The sequence below is a fragment of the Gluconacetobacter liquefaciens genome, from assembly GCF_003350405.1.
GTDB lineage: Bacteria > Pseudomonadota > Alphaproteobacteria > Acetobacterales > Acetobacteraceae > Gluconacetobacter > Gluconacetobacter liquefaciens.
This window is the reverse complement of the sequence record NZ_QQAW01000004.1, coordinates 32,478-49,956: the sequence shown is the minus strand read 5'-3', so window position 1 is coordinate 49,956 and position 17,479 is coordinate 32,478. Positions and strand designations below refer to the sequence as shown.

Below are 17,479 nucleotides of genomic sequence, written 5' to 3'. Positions count from 1 at the left end.
AGGGCCGCGGCCGGTGTGTGTTTCCGAGCACCGGAGCGGAGCGGCCTTGATGGCCGTGAGCACCGGAGCACAGGAAACGCGCATCGGGTCGCCACCAGCGCGCGTTTCCCCCCACAAATTTAGTCGGGCATGGGGTAGGTGCGGGGATACGTCATATGCGAGGTCGGGCCGGGGGCTGAGGGCGGCCCTTTCTTGCCGCAGGCCGTGAGGCCCGTCAGCAGCAGGGCGAGACCCAGAGCGGTGCCCAGGGGGCGCATCAGACGCCGGGTCATGGCGTAGCGCCCAGGGCGGCCAGCCAGCGTTCGGCCTGCGCGCGGACATTGGCGGGGGCGGTGCCGCCTTCGCTGGTGCGGGAGGCGAGCGAGGCTTCGACGGTGAGGACTGAGAAGATGTCCTGCGTGATGCCGGGCTCTTCGGCCTGCATGTCGGCCAGCGAGAGGTCGGAGATGTCCACGTTGCGGCTTTCCGCCAGCGCGACCAGACGGCCGGTGACGTGGTGGGCTGTGCGGAAAGGAAGTTTCAGCACCCGCACCAGCCAGTCCGCGAGGTCGGTGGCAGTGGAGAAGCCGGAGCCCGCATAGGCGCGCATGCGCTCGGTATTGGGCTTGAGGTCGCGGATCATGCCGTCGCAGGCCGCCAACGACAGGGCGGCGGCGTCGGTGGCGGCGAAGACCGGCTCTTTATCTTCCTGCATGTCCTTGGCGTAGGCCAGCGGCAGGCCCTTCATGACCGTCAGCAATCCGACCAGCGCACCGGTGATGCGGCCGATCTTGGCGCGCACCAGTTCCGCCGCGTCGGGGTTGCGCTTCTGCGGCATGATCGACGAGCCGGTGGTGAAGGCGTCGGACAGGCGGATGAAGGCGAAGGGCGCCGAGCACCAGATCACGATTTCCTCGGACAAGCGCGACAGGTGCATGGCCATGATCGACAGCGCCGAGAGATATTCCAGCGCGAAATCGCGGTCGGACACGGCGTCGAGCGAATTGGCGGTCGGGCGGTCGAAGCCCAGGGCGCTGGCCGTCATCCGCCGGTCGATCGGGAAGGAGGTGCCGGCCAGGGCCGCCGAGCCGAGCGGGCATTCGTTCAGGCGGCGGCGGGTGTCGGCCAGGCGGCCGCGATCGCGGGCCAGCATTTCCACATAGGCCATCAGGTGATGGCCGAAGGTGACGGGCTGGGCGGTCTGCAGGTGGGTGAAGCCCGGCATGGGGTCGGCCGCGTGTTCGCGCGCGCGGCGGGCGAGGGCGCGCATCAGGGATGCGATCTGGCCGTCCAGCCCGTCGATGGCGTCGCGCACCCAGAGGCGGAAATCGGTCGCGACCTGGTCGTTGCGCGAGCGCGCGGTGTGCAGGCGCTTGCCGGCCTCGCCGATCCGGTCGGACAGCCGGGCCTCGATATTCATGTGGATGTCTTCCAGCCGGGGGCTGAAATCGAACCGGCCGGCTTCGATCTCTTCGCCGATGCCGGTCAGGCCGCGACGGATCTCGGCTTCGTCTTCGGCACTGATGATGCCGGTTTTCGCCAGCATGGCGGCGTGGGCCAGCGAGCCCGCAATATCCTGCCGCCACAGGGCCTTGTCGAAGCCGATCGAGGCGTTGATGTCCTGCATGATGGCCGAGGGGCCACCCGCGAACCGACCGCCCCACTGGACATTCGCCCGTGCGGAGTCATTGTCGGTCGCATGTTCTTCGTTCACAGACATGCCATGCCCCAGATCCTGTCGAAAACCGTCGGTCGGCGAGCATTGCTCGCAGATGGCGGCACCCTACTGGCCGCGTGGGCCGGGTGCAATTCCATCCTTGCGAGACCGGCACGGGCGGAGGGGCCGGTGCCGGTGGACCTGCCGGCGCACCGCACGGCCGCGCCGCGTGCGCTGCCGGAGTTGAGCTTCGTGGATGACGCAGGGGCGACGCGGCATCTGGCCGACTGGCACGGGCGGATCGTGGTGCTGAATCTGTGGGCGACCTGGTGCCAGCCCTGTGTGGCGGAGATGCCGGCGCTGGCCGCGCTGGCGCGGCAGGTGGCGCCGGCGGGGGATATCGTGGTGCTGCCGGTGTCGATCGACCATGGAGGGGTGGACCTGGTGCGGCGATTCTATCGCACCCATGGCATCGCCGACCTGCCGGTGCTGTGCGACCCGCACATGCAGATACCGACCGCGTTGCGGGAGGACGGGGTGCCGGTGACGCTGGTAATCGACCGGGCGGGGCGCGAGGTGGCGCGGGTCGTCGGCCCGGTGCGCTGGGACCCGGCATCGACGCCGGAGCGGGTGCGGGGGTTGGCGGCCGGCGGTTGAGGGACTGCGCTGTGGGGCTGAGGCGCGGGCTGTGGCTTTCGTGCCGGCGGGGGGCGCGGTAGAACCGGCCGGGATCGGCATATCAGGTGAGGACGACAGAATGCGACAGGATGGACCGCTGCTGGGCGCGGACGATCCGCAGCCGGTGCGGGTGCATGGCCGGGCGGGCCTGTCGCCATTCGTTCTGGTCAGCGACCATGCGGGGCGGGCGGTGCCGGCCCGGCTGGGCGATCTGGGCGTGCCGGCGCCGGACTGGGAACGGCATATCGCCTGGGATATCGGCATGGCCGGCATGGGGCGCCTGCTGGCCGAGCGGCTGGAGACGATTCTGGTCGAGCAGGTCTATTCGCGGCTGGTGATCGACTGCAATCGCGCGCCTGGGCACCCGACCTCGATCGTGCGGGCCAGTGACGGAACCCTGGTGCCGGGCAATGCGGCACTGGATGCGGCGGCGGAGACGGAGCGGGTAGAGCGGATCTTCCGACCCTATCACGACCGGATTACCGAGGAGCTGGACGCACGGCTGGCACAGGGACAGCCGACGGTGCTGGTGTCGCTGCATAGTTTCACGCCCGAGATGGATAACATGGCGCGCCCGTGGCATGCGGGCATCCTGCATAATCATGGCCCGCGTTTCGGGCTGATCCTGAAGGACCTGCTGGATCGGGAACCGGGCCTGCTGGTGGGGGACAACGAGCCCTATGCGCTGACCGATACCAGCGACTTCACGGTGCCGTTCCATGGCGAGAGGCGTGACCTGCCGCATGTGGAACTGGAGATAAGGCAGGATCTGGTGGCCGATGCGGCGGGGCAACGCGAATGGGCCGATCGGCTGGCGCGGCTGCTGCCTCTGGCCTGGGCGCGCTACACGGCATGAAGGCGGAAATGGACGACGTGGTGGAGCATCCTTCTTCGGCGCTGGTTGCGCCCGGCCGGCTGACGATTCGCGGGACGACCGCGCTGGCCGGGGTGATCGGGTGGCCGGTGGCGCATTCGCGCTCGCCCCTACTGCATAATTTCTGGCTGGCCCGGTATGGCATCGACGGTGCCTATGTGCCGTTGCCGGTGGCGCCCGGCGCATTCGACGTGGCGGTGCATGGCCTGCGCGCCGCGGGGTTCCGAGGGGCGAACGTGACCATTCCGCACAAGGAGGCGGCGTTCGCGATTGCCGACCGGCTGCATCGTTCCGCCGTGCGGTCCGGGTCGGTCAATACACTGGTCTTTGCGCAGGATGGGACGATCGAGGCGCATTCGACCGATGGCGACGGGTTCGTCGCCAGCCTGGAGGCGAAGGGCGTGGATGTGGCGCGGGGGCCGGTGCTGCTGCTGGGCGCCGGGGGTGCCGCGCGGGCGGTTGCCGCCAGCCTGCTGGATCGTGGGATGGCGGTTTCGGTGGCCAATCGCACGACCGCCCGGGCTGTCGCGTTGGCCGAGGCGCTGTCGGGCGACGGCTCGGTGCCGGTTTCGGTGATCGATTGGGCGGACTGGACGGACCGTCTGCCGGGGCATGCGCTGCTGGTGAATACGACGTCGCTGGGCATGCATGGCGGCCCAGGCGACGTGTTTACGCCCGACCTGTCGCGGGCGCCCGATGACATGGTGGTGTCGGACATCGTTTACGTGCCGCGCATGACGCCGCTGCTGACAGCCGCCGTGGCACGGGGGCTGCGGGTGGTGGACGGCACGGGGATGCTGCTGCATCAGGCGCGGCTGGGGTTCAAATGCTGGTTCGGGGTCGATCCGGAGGTCGATGCCGATATCCAGGCGCTGTTCGACGCCGACCTCGCGCGGTGACGATGCGCATTCTCGGCCTGACCGGCGGGATCGGCATGGGCAAGTCGACGGTGGCGCGGATGCTGCGGCGTGCCGGCTTCCCGGTATTCGATGCCGATGCTGTGGTCCATGCGTTGCAGGCGCCCGGTGGCCGGGCGTTGCCGGCGATCGGGCGGCTGGTGCCGGGCTCGGTGCGGGAGGGGGTGCTGGATCGCGCGGTGCTGCGGCGGGCGGCCATTGCCGATGGGACGGTCATGAAAGGGCTGGAGCGCATTATCCACCCCATGGTGCGGCAGGAGCGGGACCGGTTTCTGGCACGGGCGCGGCGGGCTGGGCATTCCTGGGCGGTGCTCGATATTCCCCTGCTGTTCGAAGGCGGCGGGGACCGGTTGTGCGACCGGGTTGCGGTGGTGTCGGCGCCGCCTGATGTGCAGATTCATCGCGTGGCAAGGCGACGGGGCATGGCGCCCGGCGAGGTGGCGGCGGTGATCGCGCGCCAGATGCCCGATCGCGAGAAGCGGCGGCGGGCGGATGATGTGATCTGTACCGGGTTGTCGCGGAATGACACGGTGCGCCGGGTGCGGCGCCTGGTCGCGCGGATGCGCGCGGATGCCGGAATGCGGATGCGCGGGGAAGGGAAGACGCCATGAAGCGAACGATTCTGTTTGATACCGAGACGACTGGCCTGGACCCGAAGAAGGGGGATCGGGTCATCGAAATCGCCGCGCTGGAACTGATCGACGATCTGCCGACCGGGCAGAATTTTCATGTGCTGATCCACCCCGAGCGCGACATCCCCGAGGAGGCGACGAAGGTTCACGGCTTTACGCTGGCGGATCTGGAGGGCAAGCCCCGGTTTCACGAGATCGCTGATGCGTTTCTGGCGTTTATCGGGCCGGACGAGATGATCGCCCATAATGCGCGCTTCGATTTCGGCTTCCTAAACGCGGAACTGGAGCGTGCCGGCCGGCCGGTGCTGTCGCTGGACCGGATGGTCGATACGCTGGATATCGCGCGCGAACGCTATCCGGGCCTGCCGAACAGCCTGGATGCCCTGTGCCGGCGTTTCGACATCGATCTCTCGGCCCGAACCACCCATAACGCGCTGCTCGACTGCCGGCTTTTGGCCGAGGTCTATCTGGAACTGATGGGGGGGCGCCAACGCGGGCTGGGCCTGATGATGGAGGATGGGGCCGGCGGCCCGGCGGCGCACAGCTACGCCCGTGTTACGAACCGTACGCCGCGCCCGATTGTGCCGACGCCCGAGGAACTGGCGGCGCACAGCCGTTTTCTGGAGAAGGTCAAGGAGCCGATCTGGTCTTTGTAACGGCGGTGGGTGGCAGGTAGGCATCTCGCGGGTTGGTTTTTGTGGCGCGTGTATCCTATCGTAACCGGGCAGCCGTCGTGCGCTCTGGGCCAACAGATCGGGAAGAGATCATTGAACGCTGACGAGATCGTGGACCCCGCCGATGCCCGTTCCGATCAGGTCAGGCGTTTTCTGCTGCATGTCGGTGTGCCCATTTTCGGCGTCGTTCTGGTGGTGGCCGTCATTGCCGGAATCGGGCTGCATTCCTATCGCTCGATCCGTTCCGGCGCGCTGGCGCTGACCCACGACCTGCTGGTCAGCGAGCAGAACTACATCGCGCAGGAAGTCGGCGATTACCTGGGCCCGGCCACGGCGGGAACGGTGATTGCGCGCGATATGCTGGAGCATGGCCCGCAGACCGCCATCATCAAGATCTTCAATTCCTACGGCGGCAGCATGCTGCGGCATGTGCCGCAGGTGCATTCCTTCTATCTGGCCGATTCCGAAGGGCATTTCGACCTGATCGAACGCGACCCGAAGGGCAAGGGGCTGGAGACGACGCAACTGACCGGCGAGGGGGCCGGGGCGCAGTTCGTCCATCAGTTTCATGACGAGAAGGGCGCCATGCTGCGGACGGAGAGCAATCCGACCGGCAATTTTGACCCAAGGACCCGCGAATGGTTCAGGGGGGCGGCGGAGTCCGGCAAGCTTTACTGGTCGGCGCCCTATCTGATCAGCCAGACCGGCCAGATGATCATTACGGCCTCGATCGTCTATCAGGGGCAGGATGGCCGGAAGTTCGTCTTCGCCGTCAACCTGTCGATGAACGAGCTGACGAATTTTCTGGATTCCCTCAAGATCGGCAAGAGCGGCCATGCGCTGATCCTTGACCAGGACGGGCATCTTCTGGCCGGGCGGCACATGCTGGATGTGGCGAAGAAAGCCAACTGGGACCCGTCGAAGATGGTGCTGGACCCCCAGACCTATCCGGCGCTGGCGCAGGCTTTCGACGTGTATCGCGTGCTGGGATACGGGCCGCATGCGATTCGCAGCGGCAAGCGTAATTTCGTGACCATGGCGGCCCCGCTGCCCTCGACGGCGAAGAAATGGGTGCTGATCCTGGTTGCGCCGGAAAGCGATTTCGCCAATTTCGCCATGGTGGACGGCCGGCAGAACCTGCTGTTCTCGCTGCTGATCGTGGCCCTTGCCGCGCTGCTGGGGGGGCTGCTGTTCCGCCAGGGGCGGCGGACCGACCATGTGGCGGCGGAGCTGGCGGGCCTGCGTGCGGTTTCGGGGCGCGAGAGCCAGACGCTGCGCGCGGTGGCCGGTTACCCGGCGCTGTTCGACCCGACCGACGAGGCGCTGATCCTGACGCGCAGCCTGGCGGAGATGACGCTGGCGCGGCGGGCCTCGGTCTGGCGGCTGATGCATGACGGCTCCACATTGCTGTGCGTCGATTCCTACGATGCGCGGCACGATGCCCATTCGGGTGGTTTCGAACTGTCGCGCACCGACCTGCAGGCTTTTTTCGACCTGGTGGCGCATGGCGATGCGATCACGGTGCCCGATGCGGGGGCGGACGAGCGGACGGTCAGTTTTCATCGGCTGTTCATGCGGACCTTCGGTAGCCATAGCCTGTTCCTGGCCCCCATCCTGGGGGCGTCGGGGCCGATTGGCATGATCACGCTGGAGGATGCGCCGCGCGCCGGGCTGGTGTCGCATTTCGTTGCCATGATCGGGGGGGTGGTGTCGGCGCGTTTTTCCGCCCAGCATTACAGCGCCGTTGCCGCCGCCGCCGAGGAACTGGCCGCGCCGCCTGCAGAGGAGGCCGAGCATTCGCTGGGCGACGGCTTCCTGATTCCGCCGGGCAGCACGCAGGCTGACGGGCATGGGGGGCCGGTGGAAGGGCTGTTCCCGGCCGTGGCGGTCATGGTCATTACCTTTGCCGATATCATCACCTCCTCGCGGGCCGATCCGGCGCGGATCATCGCGCTGGTGGAGGCGCTGGCGGTTCAGCTCCAGACCGTGGCGCGGGACCATGGGCTGTATTCCATCAAGATGCTGGGCCATCGGCTGGTCTGCGTGGCCGGGTGCACGCATACGCCCGATCCGACGGCTGCCGAGCGGATGGCGAATGCGGCGCTGGTGATGCGCGAGGCGTCGCTCTCGATCCTGTCGCGCGCCGACCTGGACCCGGTCTTCCGCATGGGGATCGATGTCGGTCCGGTGTTCGGCGGGCTGCTCGGTGACGACCCGAAAGTGTTCAATCTGTGGGGCGATGCCATCGGCATGGCCGAGATGATGGCCCAGGGGGCACCGGATGTCGGCACGATCCAGGTGTCGGAGGAGGTCTATCAGCTTCTGCGCGGGCGGTTCCTGTTCCGTGAGCGCGGGCGCTTCTTCGTGCCGCATGCGGGGATGACGCGCACCTATGTTCTGGCGGGGCGCCGGTGACGGGCGAGGCGGTTGCACCGGCGCCGTCCGACATGTCGGAAGACGGGCCGCCGGAGGTTCAGCCCGGCGGGCCGTCGGGCTGGCTGAAGGCGCGGCTGGCGCGTATCAGGCCCGCCCTGGCATGGATCGGGCGGCTGACGCGCCATCAGGTCCGGTTCGTGCTGGTGCTGATCGGGTCGGCGTGGGGGGTGGTGCGCGAGAGCATGCGCCCCAATTCCTGGCGGCGGACGGTGCGGGAGGAATTTCGCCAGTGCCTGCGCCAGGTGGTGAGCGGCGGGTTTCTGAGCACCATCGTGACCGCCACGCTGGCGGGGCTGATGGTGGTATCGCAGGCGGTCTACTGGCTTGGTTTTGCCGGCATGGCGCAGATGACGGGGTCGATCCTGGTGTCGGTGCTGGTGCGCGAGATCTCGCCGGTGCTGGTGGGGATCATCCTGCTGGGGCGTAGCGGCATGCTGGTGCTGACGGAGATCGGCATGCTGACGCTGGGGGGGCAGATCCGCGCGCTGCAGGCGCAGGGCATGGACCCGTTCCTGCTGCTGGTGCTGCCGCGCACCTGCGCCTTCATGGTCGGCGGATTTACGCTGGGCATCCTGTTCGCCACCAATGCGCTGCTGATGGGTTTTATCATTACCCATGCCTCGGGGGTGATCACGACATCGGTGTGGACGTTCTTCGCCAATGTATTGGCCGCGATGTCGTCGTGGGATTTTCTGATCATTCCGCTGAAATTCATTCTGGTCGGGTTCTTCGTGGGCCTGGGGGCCTGCATGACCGGCCTGCTGGTGGATGCCGACGATACGATCGCGACCCTGATGCCGCGCGGGTTCGCGCGGGGGATCATGACGGTGATGGTCGTCAATATCCTGTTCACCCTGGGGGGCTGAGCGATGGCGAACGAGGGACCGATCCTGGAACTTCGTGCCGCCCAGCCGTCGTTCGACGAAAGCGGCATGGCGCCGGTGCCGATCGACCTGCGGCTGATGCCCGGTGACTGTGCGGTGGTGGAATGCCGGGATTCCGCGCGGGCGACGCTGTTTGCCGACCTGTGCTGCGGCATGATCTCGCTGGCCTCGGGCAACGTGCGGTTCATGGGTCTGGACTGGGCCGAACTGGGGGATCGCCAGCTTTACGCCCTGCGGGGGCGGATCGGGCGGATTACCCGGCGCGGATCTTGGCTGGACCTGTTCGGCACGCACCAGAACATCATTCTCCAGCAACTGCATCACACGACGCGGCCGACCGCGGACGTGGTGGCGGATGCCATGGCGCTGGGGCTGGCGTTCGGCTTTCCCGGCCTGCCGGTGACCAGTCCGGGGCATCTGTCGCCGGCCGACCTGGCGCGGGCCGCCTGTGTGCGGGCTTTTCTCGGCCGGCCCGACCTGCTGGTGCTGGAGGATATCTCCGACGTGCTGCCGGCAGATGCGGCGGTCGCGTTTCTGGAAGCGATCACGGCGGCGCGCGACCGGGGCGCGGCGGTGATCTGGTTTGTGCGCCGTGCCGCCACCTGGGCCGATTACCGGTCGGCGGTGAATGTTCATCTGCGCCTTCTCGATGAAGGCCTTTTCCCGGTGCGGGGGGTCTGATGGCCAAGGATCAAGTAAAGGGCCTGACGCGGCAATTGGTGCGGGTGCGCTATGCCGACGAATGGGTCGGGCTGCTGGTGCTGGTGGCGCTGCTGATCTGTGCGGCGGCCGTGATCGAGGCGGGCGTGCTGCATAACTGGCTGACGCCGGCCGGTCGGTTGCAGATCGTGCTGCCTGATGGCGGCGTCAGTGGGCTGGCACCGGGCGACGATGTCGAGGTGGTGGGCATTCATGCCGGCACCATCCGGCGCATCCGCATCAATCCGAGCGGCGGGATGTATGCGATCGCGGATATCGACCCGGATATCGAACCCTTCGTGCGCCGCGACAGCACCGCCACCATCCGGCGGCGCTTCGTGGTGGCCGGGGCGAACTATATCGATATCACGCGCGGCACCGGGCAGGTGATGGACTGGCATTACGCGGTGCTGACCGCGCATCCGGCACCCAATCCGGCCGACATGATCACCCAGACGTTCGCCGATATCCGCGCGCGGGTGATGCCGGTGCTGGATAGTGCGCAGCATATGATGTCGATGCTGGATGCCACGATGACGGACCTGCATGCCGGCAAGGGCACCGCCGGGCAGTTGATGACCGACGACAAGCTGATCCGTCAGGCCGAGACGCTGGTGACGTCGCTGAACGATGCGGTTGCCCATTTGACACCGATTGAGCGGCAATTGTCGTCGGTCATGGCGAAGGCCGATGCCAGCATGGCCAATGTCCGCGCCATGTCGGGCGACCTGCGCAAGGCCACCCCGAACATGCCGGCGATCACGCGCAACCTGCAGGAGACGTCGGCCGAGTTGCCGGTGCTGCTGACGCAGGCGCAGACCACCGCCGCCAGCCTGCAGAAGCTGACGGACCAGTTGCGCGGCCTGTGGCTGCTGGGCGGCGGCGGAGCGAAAGCCCCCGCGTCGCACCGCCTGCCGGCGGGGAGGATCGCGCCATGAAGGTTGGGTGCACGCGCGCGGCCCTGCTGCTGATACTGGCCATGCCGGCGTTGGCCGGGTGTGGGGGCGGCAAGGCGGCGCCGGCCGGCGATGCGGTGCTGGACCAGGCGATGGAGAGCGGGCAGCAGTCGGCGGGACTGGAGCGGCTGACGGTCGCGGAAGGCCAGTACCGGCAGGCGGGCACGCGCGCGCTGGCGCGCGACGATGCCGGGGCGATCGGCGATGCCGGCTATAATCTGGCGGTGGTGCAACTGGCGCAGGATAAGCCGGCCGATGCGCTCTCGACCCTTGCGGCCACGCGGGCCGCGCTGGCGGTGCGGGGGCGGTCGGGCGCCGATGCGGGGCTGGACCTGACGCAGGCTGCGGCCCTGCATCGGCTGTCGCGGGACCGCGAGGCGGCGCCGTTGGCCGCCGGGGCGATGGCGAGCCCCGATCTGGCGATTGCCGAACAGGCCAGTCTGCTGACCGGGTTGATCGCGGATGGGATGGGCGACCGGACGATGCTGGCGCAGGCCGTGGCGCATCTGGCCCATAAGCGCCCCGTGGCCGCGAAATGGCAGGCGGACGAGGATGAATTGCAGGCCCGGATGCGGCTGCCCCATGACCCGGCAGGGGCGCGGGACCTGGCCGTGCAGGCTGCCGATCTGCGGCGGCAGATGGTGGATTATCGCGGCATGGCGCGCGTGCTGACCCTGGCGGCCCGCGCGGCTGGGCAGGCGGGGGATGCCGCCGGCGCGGCAGCCTTGACGCTACAGGCCGGGCAGAGCCTGCATGCGCAATCGCCGGGCGTGGCGCCTGCTATCGGGGCGCCCGACCCGTTTGTGGAGCCGGCTCCGCCGGTCTGAGGCGTGTGGGCCTTGGAGAACGGGGCTGGACATGTGGGCTGGCGCGCGAGCGTGGTGCGGGGCGGCCTTGGTGGCTGTTCGCGGAGTCGACTCCGTCGGTCTGAGGCGTGTGGTGCCTCGGAGAACGGGGCTGGAAATGTGGGCTGGCGAGCGAGAGTGCCGCGCAGCGGCACGGCCGTCGTGTGTTTCCGAGCATCGGAGCGGAGCGGCCTTGATGGCCGCGAGCACCGAAGCGCAGGAAACGCGCGTCGGGTCGCCGCCAGCGCGCATTTACTGCCCCGTTCTGAGATCCGAATGACGGGTGATGAGGGTTGCACTGGCCGTGTTCAGGCCCTCGAGTTCGACCGTGAGACCGTGGCTTTCCATTCGTGAGACGATGTCGCGCAGCGTGCCGACGGCCGTGATGTCCCAGAAATGGGCGTGGCGCAGGTCGATGCGGATGTGGCGGGCGGTGTCGTGCGTGTCGAACGCCTCGGCGAACAGGTCGGCGGAGGCGAAGAAGATCTGGCCCGTTACGCTGTAGGTCCGGGTGTCGGTGGCGGCGTCGTACCGGGCGTCGACCGTGACCAGTCGCGAGACGTTGGCGGCGAAGAGCAGGCCGCTGAGCAGCACGCCCACCAGCACGCCCGCCGCCAGATTGTGGGTGACCACGACCACCGCCACCGTTGCCAGCATGATCAGGCTGGCGCCGCGCGGGTGGGTGCGGAGGTCGCGCAGCGACGACCAGGAAAAGGTGCTGGCCGAGACCATGATCATGATCGCTACCAGGGCGGCGACGGGTACGCGGGCGACCCATGGCCGCAGCGCCACCATCAGTAGCAGGAGAAAGGCGCCGGCGATGAAGGTGGAGAGACGGCCGCGCCCGCCATAGCGGAGATTGCCGACCGTCTGGCCGATCATGCCGCAGCCGGCGATGCCGCCGAACAGGCCGACGGCGACGTTGGCCAGGCCGAGGCCGACGCATTCGGTGCGCTTGCTGCTGTGGGTTTCTGTCATGTCGTCGACGACGCTGGCGGTCATCATCGATTCCAGCAGGCCGACCATGGCCATGGCGGCGGCGAAGGGCAGGATGATGTCGAGCGTGGCGAGGGAGAACGGCACCTGCGGCCAGACCAGGTGCGGCAGGCTGTCGGGCAGGCGGCCCAGATCGGCCACCGTATGCACCGGCATGGGCCAGGCGGTGGCGACGGCCGTGAGGGCCAGGATGCAGATCAGCGGCGAGGGGATGGCGGTGAACAGGCGTGGCACGCCGTAGATGATGACCAGGCCCAGCGCGATCAAGGCATAGGTGTGCCACGTGACATGGAGCATGTGCGGTAGCTGCGCCGAGAAGATCAGGATCGCCAGGGCATTGACGAAGCCGGTGCGGACGGGGCGGGAGACGTAGCGCATGAGCAGGTGCAGCCGTGCCGCGCCGGCCAGCATCTGCAACAGGCCGGCCAGCAGGGTGGCGGCCAGCAGGTATTGCACGCCGTGCGCCCGGACCAGTGCTGCTGCCACCAGTGCGACTGAGCCGGCGGCGCCGGAGATCATGGCCGGGCGGCCGCCCGCGATGGCGATGACGACGCTGATGACGAACGACGCATACAGCCCGACCTCCGGGTCGACCCCGGCGGCGAAGGAGAAGGCGATGACTTCGGGGATCAGCGCGAAGGTGCCGACCATGCCGGCGAGGATCTCGCGCACCGGATTGGCCGTCCATTCGGCGCGGTAGCGGGCAAAGCCGGAGAGCGGGGAGGCGGACAAGGCGGATTCGGACAATGTTGATTCAGACATCGGCGATGCTGTCGTCGGCGCGCAGCCACCAGCATTGTGCCGGTGGACGGGGGGCCGGCAGCATGTCCAGCGGGTCGCCTTCGTAGCGGACTGTGTTGGTCGGGGTTTCCTGCAAGGTGATCTCCGCGCAGCGCAGCAGGGCGCCGTCGGCGTCCAGCAGCGCGTTGAGTTTGGCCATCATCAGGCAGGCCATCAGTTCGGTGGTCGGGTCGCCGGGCGTGACGATGATGCGGCGGGCGCGCTCTGGCTCGTGCGCGCGGAACCACGCCAGGAGTGGGTCGTCCTCGGCCAGTTGCAGGGCGTGGTCCAGCCGTTCGTCCACGAAGCGGTGCCAGCGCGACTTGGCGCGCTGGAAAGACACGACCATGTTGCCGGCCCCGTCCAGCGCGCGGGGGGCGGTGGGGCGCAGGCGCACGGTGACGAATTCGTTGTGGCCGTGGGGCAGGGCGCAGCTTTCGCTGGCACCGTGGATCAGCCGGTGGCCCATCGAGAAACGGCGGGTGAAGACCAGATCAAGCATTCTTGCGCCCTGCCATGTAGCGTTCCCAGCCATTGCGGCGCAGGTCGCAGGCCGGGCAGGTGCCGCAACCATGGCCCCAGGGGTGCATCGTCTCGCGGGTGCCCAGATAGCAGCTATGGCTCTCACGGTTGATCAGGGCGACCAGATCGGGGCCGCCCAGGCTTTCGGCCAGACGCCAGGTATCGGCCTTGTCGATCCACATCAGCGGCGTATGCAGGACCAGGCGGCTGGCCATGCCGAGATTAAGCGCCACCTGCATGGCCTTGATCGTGTCGTCGCGGCAATCGGGGTAGCCGGAATAATCGGTCTCGCACATGCCGCCGATGATGTGGCGGGCGCCCCGGCGGGCGGCCAGGGCGGCGGCGAAGGTGAGGAAGATCAGGTTGCGGCCGGGCACGAAGGTGCTGGGCAGACCGTTCTCGTTCATCGTGATGGCGGCGTCGCGGGTCAGCGCGGTGTCGGAGACCGCGCCCAGGGCGTCGAGCGCCAGCGTGTGGTCCTCGCCCAGGCGTGCCGCCCAGGCGGGGTCGTGCGCCGCCATGCCCGCGCGCAATGTGTCGCGGCATTCCAGTTCTACCGCATGGCGCTGGCCGTAGGCGAAGCCCAGCGTCTCGACGCGACCGAAGCGCGACAGGGCCCAGGCGAGGCAGGTCGCGGAATCCTGGCCGCCGGAGAACAGGACGATCGCGCTTTCCTGTTTCGGGTCGGCGGGGGTGAGGGATGCGGCCATGTCAGGGAATCCCGATCAGCTTGTGGGTCTGCAACGAGAGGCGCCAGCGTGGGTGGGTGCGGCAGTAGGCGACGGCCTGTGCGGTATTGCGGGCCTGGTCGGGGCCGTCCATCGGCTGGAGCCAGAATTGCTGGAAATCCAGGTCGGCGACGGTTTCGGGCAGTCGCTCCGGCTGGGGGTAGACCAGTTTCAGTTCGTGGCCAGTGCGCTGGACCAGTGGTGCGTCGGCCTTCGGGCTGACGCAGATCCAGTCGATACCCTCGGGGGCCGGGAGGGTGCCGTTGGTTTCGATGGCGATTTCGAAGCCGCGTGCATGGACCGCCGCAATCAGGGGGGCGTCGAGTTGCAGCAGGGGTTCGCCGCCGGTGAAGACGACGAAGGCGTGGTCCATGTCCGGTGCGGCCCAGGTGGCGGCGATGGCATCGGCCAGGGCGTCGGCGTCGGCGAAGCGGCCGCCGCCTTCACCATCGGTGCCGACGAAATCGGTGTCGCAGAAACGACAGGTCGCGTCCGCGCGATCGGCCTCCCGCCCCGACCAGAGATTGCATCCGGCGAAACGGCAGAACACGGCGGCGCGGCCGGCATGCGCGCCCTCACCCTGGAGGGTCGCGAACATCTCCTTGATCATATAGGCCATGCGGCGTGATTTCGGACAGGCCGTGCCCGGACGCAAGCCTTAAATCGTGCTGTCGGTGTCTGCCGGCCGTATGGAGGCGGCCGGCAGCCTGTTCAGGATGCCTGAACCAGAGACGTGTGCATGCCCAGGCGGGCCAGCAGGCGGGCGTCGCGGCTAGCTTCGGGGTTGGGGGTGGTGAGCAGTTTTTCGCCGTAGAAGATCGAGTTGGCGCCGGCCAGGAAGCACAGGGTCTGGGCTTCGTCCGTCATGTCCTCGCGCCCGGCGGCCAGGCGGACGCGGCTGGCGGGCATGGCGATGCGGGCGGCGGCGATGATGCGCACGAAATCGATCGGGTCGACCGCCTCGGCCTCGGCCAGCGGGGTGCCGGCGACGCGCACCAGCAGGTTGATCGGCACGCTCTCGGGGTGTTTGGGCAGGCTGGCCAGGCTGGCGATGAGGCCGGCGCGGTCGCTTTCGTCCTCGCCCATGCCGACGATGCCGCCGCAGCAGACATTGATCCCGGCGTCACGAACATTGGACAGCGTGTCCAGCCGGTCCTGATAGGTGCGGGTGGAGATGATGTTGCCGTAATGCTCGGGCGAGGTGTCGAGATTGTGGTTGTAGTAGTCCAGCCCGGCATCGCGCAGGCGCTGGGCCTGGCGGGCATCGAGCATGCCCAGGGTGACGCAGCTTTCCAGCCCCAGGGCCTTCACGCCCTCGACCATCGCGCAGACGGTTTCGAGGTCATGATCCTTGGGGGAGCGCCAGGCGGCGCCCATGCAGAAGCGGGCGGCCCCGGCATCACGCGCGGCGCGGGCTTCCTTCAGCACGGCGTCCACCGCCATCAGGCGGCTGGCCTTGACGCCGCCATCCTCGTGCATCGCGCTCTGCGGACAGTAGGCGCAGTCTTCCGGGCAGCCGCCGGTCTTGATCGAGAGCAGGGTGGAGATCTGCACCTCGGTGGGGTCGAAGCGGGCGCGATGCACGCTCTGGGCCCGGAACAGCAGTTCGGGGAAGGGCAGGGCGATCAGCGCCGCGATTTCGTCTCGCGTCCAGTCGGTACGGACCGGCGGAAGGGACGGATCGGCGAAAGCGGGCGATGCGGCCGGCATGAGACCATCGGGCATCGGGCAGGTTCCTGGATTGTCGGCGATAAGGGAGAACGCTGTGCCACAGAAGCAGGGGGGATGTCACCCATGTCGCACCGTCAGGGCTTGTTGGGGTGCGCCACGGGATAGAGGAGAGAGGGTGTGGATTCAAAAAATCATTGACTGTTGAATAACGGAAATGGCCACTACGGAGGCGCCCTTTTTGACCGAGGGCGCGGTTCAGACGCAGGGACTGCACGCTCGCCATGCCTATTTCAGACAATCGTGCCGCGCTCAAACTCTCGCCCGATCATGAGCTGACGGAGGAACAGGAGCGGCTGGTGGGCCGGATCTTGGATTTCTGCCGGCTGCATGCAGGGGGGCGTGGCGGCGTGCTGGTGCTGGAGGGGGCCGCCGGCACGGGCAAGAGCATCGTCATGAATGCTGCGTTCGCCAGGCTGCGGCAGGCGGCGGGGCGTGGCAGCGGGGATGCCCTGTCGGGCCGGAGCATGATGTTTCTGGTCAACCACCCGGAGATGATCAAGCTGTACCGCCGGATTGCCGAGGGCTCCGCAATCCTGCGCAAACGCGATTATGAGCGACCGACCAGCTTTATCAACCAGGCGCACAAGAGCGGGCAGGGGGCGGATATCGTGTTCGTCGACGAGGCGCATCTGCTGTTGAGCCGCCGGGATGCCTATAATCGCTTTCTTCAGGACAACCAGTTGGAGGAGATTATCCGCGCCAGTCGTGTCGTCGTCATGGTCTTCGATCCGCGGCAGGTTCTGAAATTCAAGAGTTTCTGGGATGAGGCGTCGCTGCGTCGGCTGCTGGGGGATCGGCCGGCCGCCTTCGAGCGGCTGACGACCCAGTTCCGCATGCACGCCCATGATGACGTGCCGCGCTGGATCGAGGCGTTCTGCAGGCGGGAACTGCTGCCGCTGCCGGCGCCCCAGCCGTTCGATTTCCGCCTCTTCGACGATGCGCAGGCGATGTACGCGCTGATCCGCCGGCATGAGGACGCGGTTGGGCTGTGCCGGATGCTGGCGACTTATGATTATCCTTATGTTCTCGACGGACATGATCATTTCATCACCGAGGGGCGCTTTCACCTGCGATGGGATCGGGCGTTGCCGCAGGCGCGGCTGCCGTGGGCGGAACGGGCCGATACCATTGATGAAGTGGGATCGGTTTATACCGTGCAGGGGTTCGACCTGAATTATGCCGGAGTCATTCTCGGCCCGAGCGTCGATTATGACGCGGTGACGGATCGGATCACCATCGATGCGGCGCGCTATGAGGATGGCGCCGCGTTTGCCGGAAAAGGGGCGATTGCCGACCCGGAGGGTGCGCGCGAGCAGATCATGCTGAACGCGATCAACGTGCTGATGACGCGGCCGATGCGGGGGCTTTATCTCTATGCCAGCCGGCCGGCCCTGCGGGCACGGTTGATGACATTGTGGCGTCAGCGTGAATCGGGTCCGACCGCCGCGATGCCGGGTTTTTCATCAGGGAACGAATAGGAAACCCAATCCG

18 protein-coding genes are annotated in these 17,479 nt (G+C 67.7%); 11 read left to right on the top strand and 7 right to left on the bottom strand.

Going from position 1 to position 17,479, the window contains the following annotated elements; translation table 11 throughout:
• Positions 1 to 119: 119 nt before the first annotated feature.
• Positions 120 to 272: a hypothetical protein gene (locus C7453_RS18915; RefSeq protein WP_170143165.1), complete on the bottom strand. Its 153-nt coding sequence runs from the start codon at positions 270 to 272 to the stop codon at positions 120 to 122.
• On the bottom strand, positions 269 to 1,699 hold the full coding sequence (gene argH, locus C7453_RS08555) for an argininosuccinate lyase (protein ID WP_114727138.1): 1,431 nt from the start codon (positions 1,697 to 1,699) through the stop codon (positions 269 to 271). The genes C7453_RS18915 and argH overlap by 4 nt, the downstream gene beginning before the upstream one ends.
• Before the next feature lie 3 nt (positions 1,700 to 1,702).
• On the opposite strand from argH, the gene C7453_RS08550 reads away from it, so the two are divergent.
• From C7453_RS08550 to C7453_RS08505, 10 genes are all read left to right on the top strand, one after another.
• Positions 1,703 to 2,293: a TlpA family protein disulfide reductase gene (locus C7453_RS08550; protein ID WP_114727137.1), complete on the top strand. Its 591-nt coding sequence runs from the start codon at positions 1,703 to 1,705 to the stop codon at positions 2,291 to 2,293.
• Positions 2,294 to 2,393: 100 nt separating this feature from the next.
• Positions 2,394 to 3,170, top strand: coding sequence for an N-formylglutamate amidohydrolase (locus C7453_RS08545; RefSeq protein ID WP_114727136.1), 777 nt, complete (start codon positions 2,394 to 2,396; stop codon positions 3,168 to 3,170).
• A gap of 8 nt (positions 3,171 to 3,178) precedes the next feature.
• Positions 3,179 to 4,087 (top strand): shikimate dehydrogenase, encoded by a 909-nt coding sequence (locus tag C7453_RS08540; RefSeq protein ID WP_114727135.1) that lies wholly within the window; start codon positions 3,179 to 3,181, stop codon positions 4,085 to 4,087.
• Positions 4,088 to 4,089: 2 nt separating this feature from the next.
• Positions 4,090 to 4,716, top strand: coding sequence for a dephospho-CoA kinase (gene coaE / locus C7453_RS08535; RefSeq protein WP_114727134.1), 627 nt, complete (start codon positions 4,090 to 4,092; stop codon positions 4,714 to 4,716).
• A complete protein-coding gene (gene dnaQ / locus C7453_RS08530; RefSeq protein WP_114727133.1) occupies positions 4,713 to 5,393 on the top strand; it encodes a DNA polymerase III subunit epsilon in 681 nt (226 codons plus the stop codon). The genes coaE and dnaQ overlap by 4 nt, the downstream gene beginning before the upstream one ends.
• Positions 5,394 to 5,504: 111 nt before the next feature.
• Positions 5,505 to 7,826 (top strand): adenylate/guanylate cyclase domain-containing protein, encoded by a 2,322-nt coding sequence (locus C7453_RS08525; RefSeq protein ID WP_114727132.1) that lies wholly within the window; start codon positions 5,505 to 5,507, stop codon positions 7,824 to 7,826.
• A gap of 32 nt (positions 7,827 to 7,858) precedes the next feature.
• Positions 7,859 to 8,713 carry an MlaE family ABC transporter permease gene (locus C7453_RS08520; RefSeq protein WP_114727348.1) on the top strand — a complete coding sequence of 285 codons (855 nt, stop codon included), beginning with the start codon at positions 7,859 to 7,861 and terminating at the stop codon, positions 8,711 to 8,713.
• 3 nt (positions 8,714 to 8,716) lie between these two features.
• Positions 8,717 to 9,412: an ABC transporter ATP-binding protein gene (locus C7453_RS08515; protein ID WP_114727131.1), complete on the top strand. Its 696-nt coding sequence runs from the start codon at positions 8,717 to 8,719 to the stop codon at positions 9,410 to 9,412.
• Positions 9,412 to 10,368 carry an MlaD family protein gene (locus tag C7453_RS08510; protein WP_114727130.1) on the top strand — a complete coding sequence of 319 codons (957 nt, stop codon included), beginning with the start codon at positions 9,412 to 9,414 and terminating at the stop codon, positions 10,366 to 10,368. The genes C7453_RS08515 and C7453_RS08510 overlap by 1 nt, the downstream gene beginning before the upstream one ends.
• Positions 10,365 to 11,213 carry a hypothetical protein gene (locus tag C7453_RS08505; protein ID WP_114727129.1) on the top strand — a complete coding sequence of 283 codons (849 nt, stop codon included), beginning with the start codon at positions 10,365 to 10,367 and terminating at the stop codon, positions 11,211 to 11,213. Before C7453_RS08510 ends, C7453_RS08505 begins: the two co-directional genes overlap by 4 nt.
• 270 nt (positions 11,214 to 11,483) lie before the next feature.
• On the opposite strand, the gene C7453_RS08500 is transcribed toward C7453_RS08505, so the two are convergent.
• The 5 genes from C7453_RS08500 to bioB all read right to left on the bottom strand — a co-directional run bounded on the left by C7453_RS08500 (position 11,484) and on the right by bioB (position 15,982).
• Positions 11,484 to 12,989: a SulP family inorganic anion transporter gene (locus C7453_RS08500; protein WP_114727128.1), complete on the bottom strand. Its 1,506-nt coding sequence runs from the start codon at positions 12,987 to 12,989 to the stop codon at positions 11,484 to 11,486.
• Positions 12,982 to 13,509, bottom strand: a complete 528-nt coding sequence (locus C7453_RS08495; protein ID WP_114727127.1) for a 6-pyruvoyl trahydropterin synthase family protein — start codon at positions 13,507 to 13,509, stop codon at positions 12,982 to 12,984. The genes C7453_RS08500 and C7453_RS08495 overlap by 8 nt, the downstream gene beginning before the upstream one ends.
• Positions 13,502 to 14,239 (bottom strand): 7-cyano-7-deazaguanine synthase QueC, encoded by a 738-nt coding sequence (queC, locus tag C7453_RS08490; protein WP_114727126.1) that lies wholly within the window; start codon positions 14,237 to 14,239, stop codon positions 13,502 to 13,504. Before queC ends, C7453_RS08495 begins: the two co-directional genes overlap by 8 nt.
• Before the next feature lies 1 nt (position 14,240).
• Positions 14,241 to 14,876: a 7-carboxy-7-deazaguanine synthase gene (gene queE / locus C7453_RS08485; RefSeq protein WP_114727125.1), complete on the bottom strand. Its 636-nt coding sequence runs from the start codon at positions 14,874 to 14,876 to the stop codon at positions 14,241 to 14,243.
• A gap of 92 nt (positions 14,877 to 14,968) precedes the next feature.
• Entirely contained in the window at positions 14,969 to 15,982 is a 1,014-nt protein-coding gene (gene bioB / locus C7453_RS08480) for a biotin synthase BioB (protein ID WP_114727124.1), read from the bottom strand.
• 227 nt (positions 15,983 to 16,209) lie between these two features.
• Between bioB and C7453_RS08475 the strand changes: the two genes are divergently transcribed.
• On the top strand, positions 16,210 to 17,466 hold the full coding sequence (locus tag C7453_RS08475; RefSeq protein WP_114727123.1) for a DUF2075 domain-containing protein: 1,257 nt from the start codon (positions 16,210 to 16,212) through the stop codon (positions 17,464 to 17,466).
• The last annotated feature ends 13 nt before the right edge of the window (positions 17,467 to 17,479 follow it).

What these genes read in the sequence shown, in the direction of transcription:
- C7453_RS08515 (WP_114727131.1), top strand. Translation starts at nt 8,717, where the DNA reads ATGGCGAACGAGGGACCGATCCTGGAACTTCGTGCCGCCCAGCCGTCG.
- C7453_RS08495 (WP_114727127.1), bottom strand. Translation starts at nt 13,509, where the DNA reads ATGCTTGATCTGGTCTTCACCCGCCGTTTCTCGATGGGCCACCGGCTG.
- dnaQ (WP_114727133.1), top strand. Translation starts at nt 4,713, where the DNA reads ATGAAGCGAACGATTCTGTTTGATACCGAGACGACTGGCCTGGACCCG.
- C7453_RS08475 (WP_114727123.1), top strand. Translation starts at nt 16,210, where the DNA reads ATGCCTATTTCAGACAATCGTGCCGCGCTCAAACTCTCGCCCGATCAT.
- argH (WP_114727138.1), bottom strand. Translation starts at nt 1,699, where the DNA reads ATGTCTGTGAACGAAGAACATGCGACCGACAATGACTCCGCACGGGCG.
- C7453_RS08545 (WP_114727136.1), top strand. Translation starts at nt 2,394, where the DNA reads ATGCGACAGGATGGACCGCTGCTGGGCGCGGACGATCCGCAGCCGGTG.
- C7453_RS18915 (WP_170143165.1), bottom strand. Translation starts at nt 272, where the DNA reads ATGACCCGGCGTCTGATGCGCCCCCTGGGCACCGCTCTGGGTCTCGCC.
- queC (WP_114727126.1), bottom strand. Translation starts at nt 14,239, where the DNA reads ATGGCCGCATCCCTCACCCCCGCCGACCCGAAACAGGAAAGCGCGATC.
- C7453_RS08550 (WP_114727137.1), top strand. Translation starts at nt 1,703, where the DNA reads ATGCCCCAGATCCTGTCGAAAACCGTCGGTCGGCGAGCATTGCTCGCA.
- bioB (WP_114727124.1), bottom strand. Translation starts at nt 15,982, where the DNA reads ATGCCCGATGGTCTCATGCCGGCCGCATCGCCCGCTTTCGCCGATCCG.
- C7453_RS08520 (WP_114727348.1), top strand. Translation starts at nt 7,859, where the DNA reads ATGTCGGAAGACGGGCCGCCGGAGGTTCAGCCCGGCGGGCCGTCGGGC.
- coaE (WP_114727134.1), top strand. Translation starts at nt 4,090, where the DNA reads ATGCGCATTCTCGGCCTGACCGGCGGGATCGGCATGGGCAAGTCGACG.
- C7453_RS08500 (WP_114727128.1), bottom strand. Translation starts at nt 12,989, where the DNA reads ATGTCTGAATCAACATTGTCCGAATCCGCCTTGTCCGCCTCCCCGCTC.
- C7453_RS08510 (WP_114727130.1), top strand. Translation starts at nt 9,412, where the DNA reads ATGGCCAAGGATCAAGTAAAGGGCCTGACGCGGCAATTGGTGCGGGTG.
- C7453_RS08540 (WP_114727135.1), top strand. Translation starts at nt 3,179, where the DNA reads ATGGACGACGTGGTGGAGCATCCTTCTTCGGCGCTGGTTGCGCCCGGC.
- C7453_RS08505 (WP_114727129.1), top strand. Translation starts at nt 10,365, where the DNA reads ATGAAGGTTGGGTGCACGCGCGCGGCCCTGCTGCTGATACTGGCCATG.
- queE (WP_114727125.1), bottom strand. Translation starts at nt 14,876, where the DNA reads ATGGCCTATATGATCAAGGAGATGTTCGCGACCCTCCAGGGTGAGGGC.